Raw genomic sequence first — 18,485 nt, forward strand, 5'->3', positions numbered from 1 at the left:
ACTCCCATCGTTAGTTATTGATTTTGGAGCCATAATACGCTTTGATGACACCTGCTGCCGACTTCCCGTACATGCAGTAATCATCATTGTCTGCCGCCTCTTCAAGCGGGTAGAGGTGTGCAGGCCAATCCCATAACATAAAGCCCCGTACCCATTCACGGCTTTCGCAGCTGCCGAACATCGCCTGGTAGAACCGGCGTTGCTCTTCTTCGCTGGGTTCACCTTGTAACGTCCAGTCATTGGGGATAGCGGCGCTCCCGGTACGGCTGGGACAACCGGCTTCCATAAAGAAGAACGGTTTGTTGTGTGACTTCACCACCGCTTCAATCCGCTCAAGCTGGGCCTCCCAGTCCTGTTCCGGATAATATCCGCTGGAGGAGATCACATCGAGGTCATCCCACCAGGTCACGTTATCCTCCTGGTATTTGTCGCAATTGTAGGTAATGATCCCGTGGTAGACCTTGCGTACCTCAGCGATCAGGGCCCGCCATTCGGCTTCGCGCCGGTCGGTCTGAACCAGCTCACAGCCGATGCAGAACATTTCGCAACCGCTTTCTTCAGCGATCGCAGCATAATGCAGGATAAAGTCAGTATAAGAGCGGAACCACTCCGACCATTTGGGCTCGCAGGGAACATCCTTGTCGAAAAAGTTAATATGAGCGCGCCAAGTGCCGTCTGCACAATTGACAATCGGCTTCAGGCAGACCTTTAAAGTGAGCTCTTTGGCCTTGCGGATCGCCCGGACTACTTCTTCGTCGGTGACTGTCGGCTTCTCCCAGTACGGAATTTCCGTAGATTGCGGAGTGGCCTGAATGGCGCTGAAGGCAATTGCGGTCCAGTTCGCACCCGTAACCGATTTCATAAGCCCCATCGAAGCTTCGGCTGCTTCAGTAGTCCAGGTTCCGCGTCTGCCCATAAAGCCCCAGGTGACACCTCCGACATATTCATTAAGCAGTGACATTTGGAAACCTCGCTTTACTTGGAAGAATAGATAAAATAATGCTAACAAATAATAATTTTTTTTGTTGTGTTGTTATTATAATATTGTTATTTATTAATAACAACAATACAATTTAGTTATATACCTTTTTGTGTTTGATTTCAAGGGGGAATTAATTAAAGTAAACTGAAGACTATAAAAGAGCAACACAACACATTTTCTAACCGGCTAATGAGGCATATAATTGAAATGGTAGCGCAATCATTCGTAACGGATTTACAATTGGAGGCGGTTTCGAATTGATTAAGGTCATGATTGCGGACGATGAGGAAGTAATACGACGCGGGCTGGAGAAGATTACTTCCCGCATGGACTTGGAAGTGGAGGTCATTGGCTCATACGGCAATGGACAGGAGGCTTGGGGGCATCTTTCCAAGCTGGCCCCTGAGGATATTGATCTCCTGATTACGGACATCAAGATGCCGAGGATGGACGGCTTCAAGCTGATAGAAGAGGCCAGGGGCCATATGAAAAATTTATCCATCGCTGTGCTGAGCGGATTTAGCGAGTTTGACTATGCCCGGAGGGCCATGCGTCACGGCGTACTGGATTACCTGCTTAAGCCGATAGAGAAGGCACAATTGTACGAGCTGCTGAAGCGGGTGGAGGAGAACAAGGAACTGAAGATTGCCGTACCTGAACAGGAGAATCCTCCAGCTCAGGCTCCCGAGGGCGGAGAGCATTATGTGGTTGAACAGACCAAAAGCATTCTGGAGAAGGAATACGGCCAAAATTTTGAGCTGGAGCGTCTGGCAGAGACCGTTGGCATGAACGCAAGTTATATCAGCCGCCTGTTTAAGTTCAAGACCGGCCAGACGATAACGGATTATCTTATCGGTATTCGTATCGCGAAAGCCAAGGAGCTGCTGATTGGACAGCCTGATCTCAAAAACTATGAAATTGCCGAAAGGGTCGGTTACAGCGATCCTGTATATTTTAACAAGCTGTTCAAGAAAATGTGCGGAATGACACCAAAGGATTACAAAAGCGGATGCAGGACTCCGAAAAGCTAGCATCCGGCACCAAGTAATCTGCTCTTTAATAGGAAATGATTCGTGAAAAGGGGGGCGAAAGCCCTCCTTTTCAGGTTGTTTAATATAAGGTAGATAACAAATTTAAATTTAGAAAAACAAAAATAACAAATTGAAGACCAGAAAAAACAATTGAAACCATCGTTTTGGTTCTGGAAACGATTTATAATATATTTGTAAGCGATACCATCATTCTTTTCATAACGATTGCAGACAAAACACGAATTAACGGTGATTTATCTCAATCATGAGTGATATAGAGTGTTAGTATTTTGTTATCTAGAATCGTGAATAAAAGAGAGGGGTCAAAAGCAATGAAGAAAAGCAAAGTAATGGCTGGTTTAATGGGACTTACGCTAATGGCTGGCTTGTTCACAGGCTGTTCATCGAACAACAACGCGGAGAATGAAACAGCGAACAATAAAGGAAACGCCGGAACCAACACGGAGGCTACTGCTGCTCCTGAAGGTGATGCCGCCAAGGACATCAAAGGCGAAATCACTGTGATTACACAAAGAACGGATATTGTTGATACCGTATTCAAAGATTACGCAGCAAAATTCAATGAGAAATATCCGGACGTAAAAGTGAACTTTGAAGCACTTTCCAGCTATGAGGATCAAATCAAAATCCGTATGAGCACCGACGATTACGGTGACGTGCTGCTGCTGCCTACAAGCGTAGCGATCAAGGATCTGCCGGACTTTTTCGAGCCGCTGGGCCAAATGTCCGACCTTGAACAGAAATATACAGGGCTTGAAGAACGTTCGGTAGACGGAGTTTCCTACGGTGTTCCAATCACTGTTAACTTCTCCGGCGTAATTTACAACAAACAAGTATTTAAAGATGCGGGCATTACGGAAACACCGAGAACGATGGACCAGTTCATGACGGCTCTGCAGAGCATCAAAGATAAAACCGAGGCTGTTCCGCTGTACACGAACTATGCAGCCGGTTGGACATTGACTCAATGGGAAGCGGATTTGGCTACCGTTGCCGGCAACCGCGATTATGTGAATATCGCTCAAGTAGCTTCCGATGACAACTTCGTTAAGGGACAACCTCACTATGACCTGTACAAAGTACTGTACGATGCAGCTAAGAACGGCTTGATTGAAGAAGATCCTACAACAACAGACTGGGAATCTTCCAAGGCTGACCTGGCTAACGGAAAAATCGGTACCATGATGCTCGGATCCTGGGCGATCGGCCAAATTAAAGGAGTGGCTACAAATCCTGACGATGTAGGCTTCATGCCATTCCCTACCAATGCCGAGAAGGTTCTGGTTCCGCTGTCTGATGACTACAACCTGGGTGTCAGCGTTCACAGTAAAAATAAAGAAGCAGCAAGAGCCTGGTTGGACTGGTTCATTAATGAATCCGGCTATCCGACTACTGAAGGCGGCGGCATGAGCCCGGTTAAGGGTGCTGAGCTTCCTGAAATCCTCAAACAATTTGAAGGCACGGAAGTAACCTTTGATACACTGGCTCCTGCTAAAGCTGGAGAAGAAGGCTGGGTTGATGCCATCGACAAGGAAGCTCAAATTGGCCTCTGGCAGCCTGACTTCAAGAAAGTGATCATTGAAGCGGCTATCGGTAACCGCAAAGATTCCTATGACGATATCATGAAAGATCTGAACGATAAATGGAAAGAAGCAAGAGCAAAAGTTACCGCTGCAAAGTAAGTGCCGGTGACTGCTATAACATTTTAACTTGATAAAACGCAGGGTGAAGAAAGATTCAAGAGAACGGGAAGATGCTCAAAGAGGCATTTTCCCCTTCACTTTTGCGGCCTGGAGCTGGATTTGGAGTAAAAAGCATTTGTTCTTAGGAGGTGTGGAGAGTGCCCAAATTGTCTAACTTGAGTTATAAAAATCAGCGGATTTTGATTATTTTTCTATTTTCGTTGGTTCCGCTTCTTTTACTGTTAACCTTCTCGTATTTACCGGTGTTCAAGATGTTCCAGTACAGCTTCACGAGCTGGGATGGACTCAGCAAGAAGATGGAATATGTAGGGCTCGAAAACTATAAGACCATCTTCACCAAACCGGAGTATTTTTCCGTATTTAAAGTCAGTTTGTATTACTTCTTTGCTACCTTTGTCCAAATGGGACTGGCGCTGTATTTTGCCACCATTCTAAGCTTTAATGTCCGGATGAAAAATTGGTTCAAGGGAATTCTGTTCTTCCCGACACTGCTTAACGGTGTGGCTATCGGTTTTATCTTCCTGTTCTTCTTCAAGCCGGAAGGGACTCTCAATACACTGCTTGATTTGTTGGGACTTGGAGCCTGGCAGCAGAAATGGCTGCTAAATCCTCATCTGATCAATATTTCCCTTGCTTTTGCCTCCGTCTGGAGATACATGGGAATGAACTTTATCATCTTCCTTGGAGCGATTTCCTCGATCGGAAGTGATATTTATGAAGCTTCGGAAATTGACGGCGCCAACCGCTGGCACCAGTTCAGACATATTATTATTCCGAGCATCAAACGTATATTGCAGCTCAATCTGATTCTCGCGGTAAGCGGAGCGATCGGTGTCTTCGAAATTCCGTATGTCATGACCGGCGGGTCCAATGGCAGCAGCACGTTTGTCATCCAGACCGTCGATGTGGCCTTCAAATACAGCAAGCTTGGCCTTGCTTCCGCAATGGCCGTATTGCTTCTGGGCATAGTTATACTTGTTACCATTTTACAGCGTGTTCTGATCAAGGAGGAGAAGTAAGAGCTATGCATACTTTTAAATATACCGCTGCTTCTTTCTTCAAATACCTCACCTTACTGTTAGGAGCGCTGGTGGCACTTATTCCAATCGTTGTCGTCCTTTTCGCTTCACTAAAAACAAACGCCGAATATGCTTCGACCGGACCGCTAACACTGCCGGAAAATTGGCTGAATTTCTCGAACTACACCAAGGCCTTTGTCGACGGCAAAATGCTGCTTGGCTTCAAGAACACGATCATTATCGTGGTGATTTCAATCGCCGGTGCAACACTGACTGGTTCGATGATGGCTTATATCCTGTCCCGCTTCAAATTCAGAGGCAGCAAGCTGATGATGGGCGCCTTCCTGCTGGCTACGCTGATTCCGGGTGTGACGACTCAGGTGGCTACATTCCAGATCATCAACTCCCTGGAGCTGTTCAATACCCGCTGGGCGCCGATTTTGATGTACCTGGGTACAGATATTATCGCCGTTTACATCTTCATGCAGTTTCTGGATTCGATTTCGGAGTCGCTTGATGAGTCTGCGATGCTGGATGGGGCTTCGTATTGGACAATTTACTGGCGGATTATATTGCCGCTGCTGAGTCCTGCCATCGTAACGGTCATTATCGTAAAGGGCGTAAATATCTACAATGACTTTTACACCCCATTCCTGTACATGCCAAAAAGTGACCTGCAGGTCGTCTCGACTGCGCTGTTTAAATTTAAAGGCCCGTACGGTTCGCAGTGGGAGGTTATCTGCGCCGCGATCATGATTGCGATTATCCCGACACTGGTCGCTTTCGTCTCTTTGCAAAAATATATTTATAACGGGTTTGCTCAAGGTTCTGTAAAATAGTTACAGGTAGATTCAACACATTACATTTAAGAACTGCAGCAGGGCTGCAGTACCTTTGGAGGGAGACTTAACTATGAAAGAAGTAAAGTTGATTGGAAATGGTTTGCCGAATATCCCATGGCAGGACAGACCTGCAGGAAACGAAAACCCGGTCTGGAGACATAATGACAACCCGGTAATTAAGCGCAATCCGGCTAAAGGGGTTGCACGGATTTTTAACAGTGCGGTTGTTGCTTATGATGGCAGCTTTCTCGGTGTATTCCGCGTAGAGGACAACACGACCCGTCCACATCTGCGGATGGGCTACAGTGTTGACGGTCTGGACTGGAAAATCGACGATCAGCCGATTCAATTCATTGATGAAGAAGGCAATCCGTACATGCCGCGTTATGCCTACGATCCTCGTCTGGTGAAAGTCGAAGATACCTATTACATCATCTGGTGTACGGATTTCTACGGCGCGGCTATCGGTGTAGCGAAAACCCAGGACTTCAAAACCTTCATCAGCCTGGAAAATCCGTTCCTGCCGTTCAACCGTAACGGCGTGCTGTTCCCTAAAAAAATCAACGGCAATTTCGTGATGCTCTCCCGTCCGAGCGACAGCGGACATACCCCGTTCGGGGATGTGTTCCTGAGCGAAAGCCCTGACTTCGTCTACTGGGGCAAACACCGCCATGTGATGACCAAAGGCGGTCAAGGCTGGTGGCAGAGCACCAAAATTGGCGGCGGCCCTGCTCCGATTGAAACTTCCGAAGGCTGGCTGATGTTCTACCATGGCGTAACCGGAACCTGCAACGGTCTGGTATACAGCATGGGCGCAGTTATTCTGGATAAAGATGAGCCGTCGAGAGTGAAATACCGCTCCAAGAACTTCGTCCTGACACCGGAAGAATGGTACGAAGAAAGAGGTTTCGTGAACAACGTGCTCTTCCCTTGCGCTACGCTGAATGATGCCGAAACCGGCCGCATCGCGATCTATTACGGCGCTGCAGATACTTATGTAGGCGTTGCTTACACGACTGTTCAGGAAATCGTTAATTATGTGATTGATACCCATGAGGAAGTCGGCGATGACGCGGGCTTGGGCAAGATCTAATACAGGCGGCAAAAAGATAAGCAGGAGCCTCTGAGGCTTCTGCTTGATTGTTAATTAACGGGGTGAAGGCAATCGCCGCCCCATTTACCAAGATTTCACACCACCTTAAGGAGAAGATGATAAGTGACCAATGAACGATCCCTGTCCCAATTAAAAGCCTACGGGGGCAGCAGCCCGAAGCCGGAGGATTTCGACCTATTCTGGGAACGGGCGCTAAACGACCTTAACGCCCAGCCGCTTGATTATGAACTTGTGCCTGCGGAATTTACCAGCGAGCTGGCGGAATGTTTCCATCTCTATTTTACCGGCGTAGGCGGAGCAAGAGTGCACTGCAAATATGTAAGACCGAAGAAGGCGGCGCAAGGAAAGGGGCCGGGCGTTGTCATGTTCCACGGCTACTCCTGCGACAGCGGGGACTGGATGGAGAAGGTCACTTATGCCGCTCACGGAATCAGCGTGCTGGCGATGGACTGCCGGGGACAGGGCGGGCCGTCCGAAGACAATCTTACGGTGCAGGGCACCACGATCCGCGGCCATATTATCCGCGGTATTGATGATCCCAATCCCGACAACCTTTATTACCGCAACGTATTTCTGGATACCGCCCAGACGGCGCGTATTCTGATGGCGATGCCTGAAGTTGACCCGGCGCGGGTTGGCGCCTTCGGCCTGTCGCAAGGCGGCGGACTTACTGTAGCCTGCGCATCGCTTGAACCGCGCATTGCTATAGCTGTGCCGGTCTATCCGTTCCTGTCCGATTACAAACGGGCCTGGGAAACGAATATCACAACCTCGGCGTATGAGGAGATCAACTACTATTTCCGCTTTTTTGATCCGCATCATTTGCGCGAGGACGAGATTTTCAACCGGCTGGGTTATATTGATATTCAGAATTTGGCGGACCGGATCCAGGCTAAAGTGCTGTGGGTGACCGGTTTGGCGGATACAATCTGTCCTCCTTCAACACAATTTGCTGCATACAATAAAATCACAGCATCAAAAGACCTCATGGTTTATTATGAATACGGTCATGAGTATCTTCCATATCTTGCTGATCGGACGCTTCAGACGTTCATGACCTTGTAACGGGTGTAATCCTCCCTGCAAGAAAACAGTAGATTTGGCGGTGAATTTTTTTGAGCAAGCAAGCAAAAGGCAGTAAAGGGTTCCTAACCCGGCTGCATCCCTCCAAGTCGCTGGGGATGCGGCTATTTCTCGTGTTCTTCATCGCCACGATGGGAATTGTCCTGTCCCTCGGATATACCTCGTATTCCGTAGCCAGACAAACGATCGAGAACAACGCGCTGTCCTCCAATGAGCAGACGGTCCTACAAACGGCAGAGAAGCTGGACGTAATATTGCTGCGGTTTGAAGACAGCCTGGGACAGCTTTTTTACAACAAGGATATTCAGAATGCAGTAACGCAAGGTAATCAGTCTCCTGCAAACTTCGGGCAACCTCAGGAGCAGTCTAAAGTGATCACCGGGGAGCTGGAACATTGGCTCTCTGCAGTAAGCGGGATTCAAGCCGTGTACCTTGTACCGTTAAATGCCAGTCTCCCTATCTCTGCAACGGGAACGACTGACAGCGCCTTTGTGGAGGAGATCCGCGCATCCTCCTGGTTCAAGCAGCTGCAGGAGAAACCGCAGAGCTTATGGATTACGCAGGCATTGAAGCAAGGGGACCAGTCGGGAGTGCTGCATTTCGCCAAATCCATCGCGGGGGATGCCGGCGGCACCGGCTACATCGCTGTCTGCGATATCAAGACTACAGAACTGGAGAACCATCTCAGCAAAGTCAATCTGGGAATGGACTCCTACATTCAATTGCTAACGGACAAAGACGAGCTGATTGCCTCTTCACAGCACCAGGAGGCAGATACGTATTTGCGGCTGGGCGGAACGCTGCTGAAAGGCGTTAATCAAACCTCAGGCTCGCTGCCGACCAAGGATGAGGAAGGCGAATCCATTCTTGCGGTATACGGCACACTGGAGAGCTCCGGCTGGAAAGTACTCGGGGTGGTGCCTGCTGAGAATCTGATCAAGGATGCCGCGCGTATTCTTAACACTACGTACATAGCGGTTGGCGCAGCCGCAGTAATTGCCATTATGATCGGCTTGTGGATGGTAAGGATGGTATCGAGGCCGCTATCAAAGCTGAGGCACTTGATGTTTCAGGGAGCCGAAGGCGATCTGCGTGTGCGGACCAAGATCACTTCCCGCGACGAGATCGGCCAGTTGTCGAGCTCCTTTAATGCAATGATGGAGCGGATTACAGAGCTGGTTATCCATACCAACGAGACCGCCCGCGAAGTGCTGGAGACCGCCGATGCACTAGGCAGTGCATCACGCAAGACGGCTGCTGCGGCAATGGATATTGCTGCGGCGACCGAAGAGATTGCCGGCGGTGCTGGCAATCTGGCTCTGGAAGCGGACCGCGGAAATGAAATGACGGCGGCAATCTCCGGGCAGATGGATATGGTTTTTGCTGCCGCCCATGAGATGGAAAGCACGGCGCATAGTGTAGGACAAGCTAGTGAAGAAGGCGTTGTGAAGTTAAAGGAATTGCTGGGCAGAACACAAACGACAGGCGAAATGACCCATCATCTTGTGGTGAAAGTCAATGAATTGAAGGAAACTGCTTCTTCGGTGATTAAAGTGCTTGAGGTTATGCAGAATATTACGCAGCAGACTAATATCCTGTCACTAAATGCTACGATTGAAGCGGCAAGAGCGGGGGAAGCCGGCCAGGGCTTTATGGTCGTGGCCGATGAAATCCGCCAATTGGCTGACCAATCCAAACGTTCCATTACGGTTGTAGCTGAGATTACCGACAAGATCATGAACGATATGAATGAGACTGTGGCTGCGTTATCGGATGTAGCTCCGCTGTTCAATGAACAGGTGACTTCTGTCCGCAATACCAGCGACATCTTCGTATCCGTACAGGAACAGATGAATCATTTCATCGACCGGCTGGAATCTGTCTCTTCATCGGTCGACGGACTTAACCAGTCACAACGAGTGCTGTCAGAGACGATTGGCAATGTAAGCTCCTTCGCGGAGGAATCATCAGCTGCCTCCGAGGAGGTTGCTTCCTTAAGCGGTGAGCAGCAGAATGTGAGCGATTATCTGGTTGAACTTTCCGGCAAGCTGGAACATGCTTCAAGCATGCTTAAGGAAAGACTGTCCAAATTCAGTGTCTAACCGTCTGCATGCAAAAAAGCAATGCATCCATTACACCGCTCCACCCATTTACGGGTAGAGCGGTTTTTTTCCATACCTTGAACCGTCCAATGTAATAAATCAGCAAGGTGGGCATAATAGATCCCAGGAACAACGCAGTTGGCTGATTCGCACATACATTCAGGAGGAATGGCATTGCATAAGGTAATCCATAAACGTATATTCTGGGGCCTGCTTATTTTGTCGGCACTGCTTGCAGTCCTCATTCTAAGGCTGGCATGGGTTCAACTGCTGCTTAAGAATCAGCCGGTCCCCGGTGCGGAATATTCTCTTGCCCGGATGGCCGAGATTCAGAGTGAGCGGGAGACCGTGCTGGACAGCGGGCGTGGCCGGCTCTATGACCGGAGAGGAAATCCGCTTGCCGGTGAAACCGTTTGGGCGGCAGCCTTTTTTCCGCAGGAAGAACAACCTGCTGCTGCCATTAGCCCGGGAGCGGAAGCGGGAATGGAACCTCAACGTCGTCTTGCCGCGATCCTCGGAGTCCCGTATGAGCAGCTGCAGAGCAGAATCTCCGGAGTGAAGGAGCCGTTTCTATGGCCCTCTGCCACAACCAAGACCCCCCAGGCACTGACACCGCAGCAGGCACAAGAAGTGGAGCATTTGGGTCTTGGCGGGGTCAGAGTCCTGCCGTTCTCCCGCAGATATGAGAATGAAGCGTCAGGACGGCAATGGCTGGGGTATATGTCGGAGGCTTCCAAGACGAAGGCGAAGGACTCTCCCACAGGACTAAGAACTCCACTGACCGGAACGGATGGGCTGGAGAAAACCCTGGAACCGCTGCTTCAAGGTGTTGGTCACACAGAGGCATATGCCCAGGTGGATGCGCATGGCAACCGGCTTCCGGGCAGCCCTATAAAAGTGAAGGCGCCAGGGAATCCCTATTACCCCTTGTCGATCTATACGACGATTGATAAGCAGCTTCAAGCAGGAATTGAGCAGCTGGTTACGGAGGCGGGATTGAAAGAGGGAGCTGTGGTAGTGCTGGATACCAAAAATGGTGATATACAGGCGATGGTGTCTCTGCCCTTTTATAATCCAGGGCATATTTCGCCTGAAGGCGGGGAGTGGAATAACCGGGCACTGCAGGCAGCCGCACCCGGCTCCATCTTTAAGATTGTAACGGCCGCAGCCGCGCTGGAGGCCGGGATCACCTCGCCGGACGAGAAGTTCTATTGCTCGGGGCATTATGACAAATACGGTCTGTCCTGCCAGAACGGCAAAGGACACGGTTCCCTCACGCTGGCGCAAGGGTTCGCCGTGTCCTGCAATACAGTATTTGCTTCCCTCGCCGAGCGGCTGAGCGGCGCGCAGCTTCAGGCCACCGCACTGGCGCTTGGCCTAGGAAGAGATGTAGGCTGGCAAGCGAAGGACACGCTTGGCCTGCCACTGCTCCGGCCGCTCGCCGGGGAGCAGCAAGGAACGATCTTTACGACCCTGCTGCCGGATGACGGCGGAGCAAGGGTGCAGACAGCCATTGGCCAGCGGGATGTAAGAGTGACGCCGCTGCAGGCGGCCAATCTTGTCGTCACGCTGCTGCATGGCGGCAAGGTCAGAGCACCGCGCATTCTGCAGCGGGTCGCGTTCAGAAACGGCCAGACGCTTAAGGAGCTGCCGGGACACCTGGCTCCGGCTTCCGCCGGAGAAATCTCGGAGTCGACGGCCAGGCTGCTGTTGTCCTGGATGCGGCTGGTCGTCACAGAGGGAACCGGCAGACGCCTGCAAGAAGCACATTGGCCGCTGGCCGGCAAATCGGGTACGGCCCAGACCCTAGTGAAGGGAGCACCGCGCAACAATCAGTGGTTTATCGGCTACGGTCCGGTTGACCATCCACGGTATGCCGTATCCATCGCTGTGGAGAATGTGGCCCCCGGCAGTGCCCATACGGCAACTAAGCTGTTTGGTCAGGTATTCGACTTGTTGGCCGCGTCTTCGGGAGCTTGAAAGGGTTCTGTTTCACCGGTGACGGATCCTCCGGCAGTCGAAGGTTCGGCTGCTGCGAACGGTGAAACGATAAATTCCTCCTGTGGCAGGTAGATCCAGCGCTGGAGATAACCCTGCTGAATCAGCTCTTTGATCAGAATAAGCAGGATCGGAGACAGGATCAGTCCGGCTACGCCAAAGGCGGACATGGAGAAGAGTACAAAGGACAACATCAGAAACGCTGAGGATACGCCGATCGAATTGCCGGTAATCTTCGGCTCCAGCAGCTGGCGCACAATCAGCACAACCGCCAGCAGGACGAGCAGTCCGATCGCAAGCGAAGTGTTGCCCACGATAAACAAATAAATGATCCAGGGAATCAGAATCGTCGATACCCCAAGCAGCGGCAGCACATCAAATACAGCGCATACCAGCGCCATGGTGATCTCATTTCCCGTTCTCAGTATGAACAGACCGGCCAGCACAATAACGAAAGTGATGCTGATCAAGATCAGCTGGGCTTTGAGATAGGAACCGATGGCTTTAAAAACGTTCCCTTGGACGAAAGCGAAAGCCGTCTTAAAGGTCTTGGGCATTTTATCATGAGCGATCTTGCGCCAGTCCTTGATCTCCATGCTGAGGAAAAAAGCGAGAATAATGGCAACGCCGAAATTACCCATAAAGGAGGAGAAAGAGCCAAGCACACCGACCATATACTTAAAGAAGCTGACCATCCACTTGGAAAGAATGTTGGTGGCATCGGTGAAATAGCCATTTAATTTCGTTGTAAGATCAGGCGGCAGCGCATCAATCTTATGCTGCAGATAAGTGGTGGTTTCTTTAAAATGCATTTGAAGCATCTTTGTGTATTCAGGTAAGCTATCCGAGAATTGAATGGCTTTTGTCGCAATGAGCAGTCCTGCACCGAACAAGACGCCCAGCAGAATAATCAGAAACAGCAGTACGGAAATTGCGGAGGCGAACGGTTTGCCCATTCCCTTGCGGTTCAGGAAGCGGGCCAGCGGCTCGATCAGCAGGAATACAAAAAAAGACAGGAATACCGGTGCGGCCAGTTGATACAGCTTGCTGAAACCTAGCATTACGAGATACACCGTCAGCACCACCAAACCAATATCAAAGAAGGTGCGCCAATATTTTTTGTACAGCGGCAGCATAAGTATAAACGACTCCTTTTTCAGATTACTTTTTTAGAAAATTTGACAATTTAGACTCCAATTCATTGTACACGATTTTAATAAAAAAGCGTCTTTTTCTTTGGTACCTGTGTTAAAATAGGGGGTAACGTTTTTTCGTGGGATTCTGCTCACCTAAAAACCGCGAGGCATATTATACTCTACTTGGCCGTACCCGAATATCTGCTTGCAGACGTAAGACGAGCCAAAGTCAACTCTGGAAAAGCGGTGAATATACATGCAGACTTTGCTGCTCTGGTTATTTTACATCTCGACCTTTTATGCGTTCATTCCTGGAATGATCAGCCGGATCTTCGGTTACCGCGTATTCCGTAAAGGGATTGGGCGCTCCGAATTTGCACTGACCTTTGATGATGGTCCCGATCCGCACTATACACCACTTTTACTGGATCTGCTTAAACGTTATGATGCCAAGGCGACTTTCTTTGTAGTCGGGGCGCATGCCGAAGAGAATCCGGAACTTATTAAGCGTATGCATGATGAGGGACATCTTATCGGCATTCATAATTATGTGCACAAGAGCAACTGGGTGATGCGTCCCGCTACTGTCAGGCGGCAGATTCAACGCACGGATGATATTATTTTCAGTATTACCGGGGAGCGGAGCACCTATTACCGTCCGCCGTGGGGGATAGTCAATCTGTTCGACTTCTCCAAACGCCGCCAGGTTCAAATTGTGCTCTGGTCGGCTATGTTCGGCGACTGGAAAGAGAAGCTTGGCGCAGACCGGCTGACCGAGAAGCTGATCGACAAGCTGAACCCGGGCGAAGTGATGCTGCTCCATGATTGCGGGACAACACTCGGTGCAGATCCGAAAGCGCCGGAGCATATGCTGGTTGCCCTGGAACGGATGCTCGAGGAAGCGCGGCTTCGGGGCTTGCGCAGCATCCGGATCGACCAGATGATCAAGACTGTGCAGAACTCGCCGATTCAGCGGATCTCCTACGGCAAACGGCTGATTGTCGGCCTGTGGCTGGCCTGGGAGCAAGTCTTCCAGTTCCTTTTCCGCTTAAAGACGATCTCACCGGCTGACCCGTTCCTCCATTACCGGCTGCGCAAATATCAAGGCGGCCCCGTGCAGATGGAAGGCGGCGAGGTCTTGAACAAAGGCGATAAGGTCATTGAGCTGCATATCGACAACCGGCAGCTGTTCGAGATTGGCCTGAATTCCCGCTCTTCGGCACAGCTTGCAATCCGCATGATCCGCAGGATGGAAAAGGATCTGCCGGTGCTTGCGGAGCAAATTGCCGGCGATGTGGATTTGGCCGAGGCCAAGGCGCTGTACGGTGTCAGCATGCTCAACCGCGGGCCGGAAAAATTCGGCTTCATGGTCCTGGATCTGCCGAACGGCTGGTTTGCCCGTTCCTCCAAGTTTTATTTAAGTCTTCTGCTTAGTGTTATTCATCCCTCAGGCGGTGAGAGGCTGAAAGTCCGCAGCGAGGCTCTGATCCCCAAGATGATTCTGATGCCCATTTCACAGCTCTTGGATCAGATGAATCAGCAGCGCCCGCAGAAACAAGCGAACCCGCGTGAGTGTATTCGCGAAGAAGAGTTGACCCTGGAAGCTGAACTGCCGGGAGCGACGGTTATGCATTGATTTGAGGATTCCCGAACTTTTATATAATTCGATATAGCTGGCTTAAAATGCTCCGGCAGCCGTAATTGGCTGACGGGGCATTTTTTTGTTTTTGTATAAGGAAATATGCAATGTGATAAAGAAAGGAATCACTTTAAGGACTGTCGAATATTTTGTTTTATCACGGAGGTGACATATGAAAGAGCGTAATTCTACTTACAATATTGGCAATGTTGCTCTAGGTTTTGAAGAAGAGGTTGAGCGGCTGAAAGTACAAACAATGATGGGGTGGGATAAAGAGTTTCGTAACTTACAATGGTATGGATTGCAGGATGGAATGAGCGTGTTAGAACTTGGAAGTGGTCCCAGTTTCGTTACCGAACAATTGGTTCATAGTTTGCCGGAAAGTGAGATTACAGCTTTGGAAATTGATCAAAAGCTACTGGCTGAAGCTAAAAACCGGTTACATCATATCCCTTCGTCCAAACTGCGGTTTGTACATTCTTCTGTTTATGACACCGGGCTCCCTGATCATTCCTATGATTTTGCTATTGCAAGGTTACTGTTTCTTCATTTGCATAATCCGGTGGAGGCTGCAAGAGAAATTTATCGTGTACTAAAGCCTGGGGGGAAGCTTGTCATTATCGATATTGATGACGGGATTTTTGGAGCGGTTAGCCCGGATGTGGATTTACTGCCTTCTGTGATAAAGAAGCTAGCGGATCATCAAGCTGCAAAAGGGGGCAATCGGTATATCGGCAGGGGGCTGCCACGACTCTTAGCACAGGCAGGTTATAGCGATTTAGATATGGATACTGTTATCCAGCATAGTGATCTTCATGGAATGGAAGGTTTTAAACGGCAGTTTGATATTAACCGGTTTAGGGTTTTTTACAATAAGGGAATTATCAATGAAGAAGAATATGAACAATTACAACAAGCCTCTGAGAATTTTAATAATTCCCCTGAAGCCTATGCGATGATGACCTTTGTGATGGCATGTGGTAAAAAACCAGAGGACCGCTGAACGAACGGGTAACCTTATTCTAACAAACACACCAACACGGCAGCCGTTGTACCGGCTGCCGTGTTGGTGTAACATCTGTGCAGAAGATCACACTATTTAGCGTTTATTCATAGCATCCCCGGGTACAATCTAGTCGCCAATAGGGGCAAATTTATTCTCTACAGTAATATTGGAGAACTTTGCATAGTTTAGTTGCTCAATCACATTTGCAACATCATTGCTGTCAACAGCAAATCCGACATATACCGAACCTTGCATAACGATTGTCCGCTTGCCGATCGGCGTCCATTTATTTCCGTCTATAGATCCATAAGCATAGAAAGTATCTCCCTGACGGCCAAGTTTAAGCCAATAGCCTTGCTCCACACCATTAATCTTGAACGGAATATCCGGAAGTAGTTGAATCCCGGCTTTTTCGGCAGCAGAAGGGCTGTCTAAAGTTTCGGTCAATACATCAAATTCTCCGCCCTTAAGGTTTCTTCCCGTCAGATAAGCTGACCAGGCGGTAGCTTTAAATAACTTCACCCAGGAGAGGCCTAGGGCCGTAGCAGCACTGTCTTCTTTCAAGTCATCGCGGATCATCAGTCCTGTGAAGGCATGGTTGTCAACGTCTCCAATCTTCTCCAGCTTCGCGGTAACCGCCATATCTCCGTTCATTTCTTTATACACAAAATGAAAGTCGTCTTTGGCCGCATTGTTCGCATCTGATCGTTCAAGGCTGCCTTCGCTACTTCCAAGCTTTCCGTTTCCTTTAACAGTAATCACATCGCCGGTCATGCTTCCGGAACCTTTAATGTCCGGCTTGCCGATATCTTTGGAGGTCCAGCCCTTGCCAGCCAAAGCAGAGGAGGAGGTATTGACATAGATGTTGACGGCAGTGGTTTGTGTCTCATTTCCTTTGGTATCCGTGACTCTTGCAGAGATATAGTGGGAAGCATCCTCTAGTCCCTTGATCGAATAGGTGTAAGTGTTGCCTTTCTTCACTGCATCTCCAAGATATTTAGATCCATTGTATACAGCAACTTTCTTTATTTTATGTCCGAATTTGGAAGAGGCTTTGATTTTAACTTCGATCTCTTTCCCTAAAGCAAATTGGGTATTGTTCCCTGGTGCCATGAGGCTGGCTTCGGGATTTTCGGCAACATGGTCCATATCGGCAAGACCGTTAGTATAAAGTTCAAGCCATGTATAACCGCTTTCTGTAATTGTTTTATAGGCATCCTTGATGCCCCAGATATTATTCTTCTTTTCCCACTTGTCGTCTATGCCGTTTTGATTGGTGTCAAATTGATCCTCTCTCTGTTCTTCTACGACACCAAAGGCCGAGAGGTATCCCCCAACCTCATGTTCCGTGTTGATATATCTTCCCGAGCCTTGCTCTACTTCCGCAACAATTCTTGCGTCGATAGCGCCGCGACGCGGGTAGGTAGCTCCCGCTTGTTGCAGAATGCTTCTTAGTAACGGTTGGTTAGCAGGTTTTACACCGGAATTAACGTAATCATCAAATGCTTTATTGGTAGTACCGTGATTTACCCCCGTACTGTCCGCCGAAAGATACGGCTTGCTTACTAAGTTCGTCATTTGATCACCGCTGTTGTCACCGGAAAATTTCACAGTATCAGAGGATTCATTCAGCAAACCAGTAAGCTCCCCGCTGATTCGGTTCCCCGCGATGTAGAAGCCGCCAAGCTTCTTGGATTCCCCGGCATCAATAACCCTTTGAGTCACGTTATCTCTTGTACCTGGACCGGCAATTTCGATATTGTTCATAAAATTAGTGAAGGTAAAACCCCCGCCATAAGTTCCATTAAAGCCCCAATTATAAATTACGTTGTTGGAGAACTGAACAACTGCGACATGCTCTGCATCCGCAGCACCTGCATAACCGCCGCCCAGCCTTGGGTTGCGCGAGGTGTGGTTCGCGTACAGATTGTGATGGAACGTTGTTTTATCTCCGCCTGAAATACCGCCATAGCCATGTCTTCCTTTGGTATGCCCGGACAGAGTCAGACTTTCCGAAATCATGGACCACTGGATTGTACCGTTTTCGCCTCTGTATAACGATAAGGTTTCATCCGTGTTCCAGCTGAAGGAACAATGGTCAATAAGGAAGTAGTTGTTGTCCCTGCCCCAAAGCGCATCCATTGAATCGCTGCCGCTAAATACATTGGTGGCACCCGGACGGAAAGAGATATAGCGAAGAATGATGTTTTCCGAATTGCTGATATCGGTATCCCAACCTGCAATCGTGATTCCGTTGCCTGGGGCGGTTTGCCCGGCGATGGACAGGTTTTTGATATTGTTGAGCCGCAGGGTACTTTTCAGTTCAACCGTTCCGGAAACATGAAAAACAATCGTACGCCCCTCTTTAGGTGTAGATACAATCCCATACCGAAGAGACCCTTCAATCGGTTTGTCATTGACAGCGTAATCTTTGAGGGTGGTTACGATATATACATCGCCTCCCCGGCCACCGCTGGTATAGGCGCCTCCACCTTCCGCGCCCGGAAAGGCTATAATTGAGGCACCTGTAAAAATCTTGTCTCCATCTGCCTGTCCTGAGGCATCAAGAGGCTGGATTCCCAAAAATGAAAACGCTACCGAAATACTCGTGAAAACGGCTAAAACCTTGTTGAATCTTTTACTCTTTCTGTTCATCTTTTGACGTATAACATGGATGCAGCCTTATCTTGAGGCAGTGCTCCTGTTATACTTCCTCCTTTCAGTCAAATGTTGTGGGTACGTACGTGATTTTTTGTTTCTTTTTACTGCAACAAGCAGACTACTGCTAATACTTTAAAACTTTTAGGCT

General features: G+C 49.2%; 13 protein-coding genes. 10 read left to right on the plus strand and 3 right to left on the minus strand.

All coding sequences use genetic code 11. From position 1 onward, the window contains the following. Window positions 1-10: 10 nt before the first annotated feature. Window positions 11-961, minus strand: coding sequence for a glycoside hydrolase family 113 (locus H70357_RS09040; protein ID WP_038588134.1), 951 nt, complete (start codon window positions 959-961; stop codon window positions 11-13). A 278-nt stretch (window positions 962-1,239) separates the two neighbouring features. Between H70357_RS09040 and H70357_RS09045 the strand changes: the two genes are divergently transcribed. The 8 genes from H70357_RS09045 to H70357_RS09080 all read left to right on the plus strand — a co-directional run bounded on the left by H70357_RS09045 (window position 1,240) and on the right by H70357_RS09080 (window position 11,877). Then, window positions 1,240-2,013, plus strand: a complete 774-nt coding sequence (locus tag H70357_RS09045; RefSeq protein ID WP_038588137.1) for a response regulator transcription factor — start codon at window positions 1,240-1,242, stop codon at window positions 2,011-2,013. A 332-nt stretch (window positions 2,014-2,345) separates the two neighbouring features. Next, the gene (locus H70357_RS09050; protein ID WP_038588140.1) at window positions 2,346-3,716 is read left to right on the plus strand and encodes an extracellular solute-binding protein; all 1,371 of its coding nucleotides are present in this window, start codon (window positions 2,346-2,348) and stop codon (window positions 3,714-3,716) included. A 158-nt stretch (window positions 3,717-3,874) separates the two neighbouring features. Next, entirely contained in the window at window positions 3,875-4,756 is an 882-nt protein-coding gene (locus tag H70357_RS09055) for a carbohydrate ABC transporter permease (protein ID WP_038588143.1), read from the plus strand. 5 nt (window positions 4,757-4,761) lie between these two features. Next, a complete protein-coding gene (locus H70357_RS09060) occupies window positions 4,762-5,595 on the plus strand; it encodes a carbohydrate ABC transporter permease (protein ID WP_038588146.1) in 834 nt (277 codons plus the stop codon). 73 nt (window positions 5,596-5,668) lie between these two features. After that, a complete protein-coding gene (locus H70357_RS09065; RefSeq protein ID WP_038588149.1) occupies window positions 5,669-6,691 on the plus strand; it encodes a glycoside hydrolase family 130 protein in 1,023 nt (340 codons plus the stop codon). 123 nt (window positions 6,692-6,814) lie between these two features. After that, on the plus strand, window positions 6,815-7,777 hold the full coding sequence (locus tag H70357_RS09070; protein WP_038588152.1) for an acetylxylan esterase: 963 nt from the start codon (window positions 6,815-6,817) through the stop codon (window positions 7,775-7,777). A gap of 50 nt (window positions 7,778-7,827) precedes the next feature. Beyond that, on the plus strand, window positions 7,828-9,897 hold the full coding sequence (locus H70357_RS09075; RefSeq protein WP_052091929.1) for a methyl-accepting chemotaxis protein: 2,070 nt from the start codon (window positions 7,828-7,830) through the stop codon (window positions 9,895-9,897). A gap of 174 nt (window positions 9,898-10,071) precedes the next feature. After that, window positions 10,072-11,877: a peptidoglycan D,D-transpeptidase FtsI family protein gene (locus H70357_RS09080; RefSeq protein ID WP_156130839.1), complete on the plus strand. Its 1,806-nt coding sequence runs from the start codon at window positions 10,072-10,074 to the stop codon at window positions 11,875-11,877. Here H70357_RS09080 and H70357_RS09085 read toward each other — a convergent pair. Then, window positions 11,838-13,031 carry an AI-2E family transporter gene (locus H70357_RS09085; protein WP_038588158.1) on the minus strand — a complete coding sequence of 398 codons (1,194 nt, stop codon included), beginning with the start codon at window positions 13,029-13,031 and terminating at the stop codon, window positions 11,838-11,840. The genes H70357_RS09080 and H70357_RS09085 overlap by 40 nt on opposite strands. A 256-nt stretch (window positions 13,032-13,287) precedes the next feature. Between H70357_RS09085 and H70357_RS09090 the strand changes: the two genes are divergently transcribed. Beyond that, window positions 13,288-14,667, plus strand: coding sequence for a polysaccharide deacetylase family protein (locus tag H70357_RS09090; RefSeq protein ID WP_038588161.1), 1,380 nt, complete (start codon window positions 13,288-13,290; stop codon window positions 14,665-14,667). A 175-nt stretch (window positions 14,668-14,842) separates the two neighbouring features. Beyond that, window positions 14,843-15,673 carry a methyltransferase domain-containing protein gene (locus H70357_RS09095; protein WP_038588164.1) on the plus strand — a complete coding sequence of 277 codons (831 nt, stop codon included), beginning with the start codon at window positions 14,843-14,845 and terminating at the stop codon, window positions 15,671-15,673. Between the two features lie 129 nt (window positions 15,674-15,802). Here the strand turns inward: H70357_RS09095 and H70357_RS09100 are convergent, their stop codons facing one another. After that, complete coding sequence (locus H70357_RS09100; RefSeq protein WP_052091930.1) at window positions 15,803-18,259, minus strand: pectate lyase family protein; 2,457 nt, start codon at window positions 18,257-18,259, stop codon at window positions 15,803-15,805. Window positions 18,260-18,485: the final 226 nt, after the last annotated feature.

Origin of the sequence: Paenibacillus sp. FSL H7-0357, assembly GCF_000758525.1 — a bacterium.
In the GTDB taxonomy this organism is placed as follows: Bacteria; Bacillota; Bacilli; order Paenibacillales; family Paenibacillaceae; genus Paenibacillus_AQ.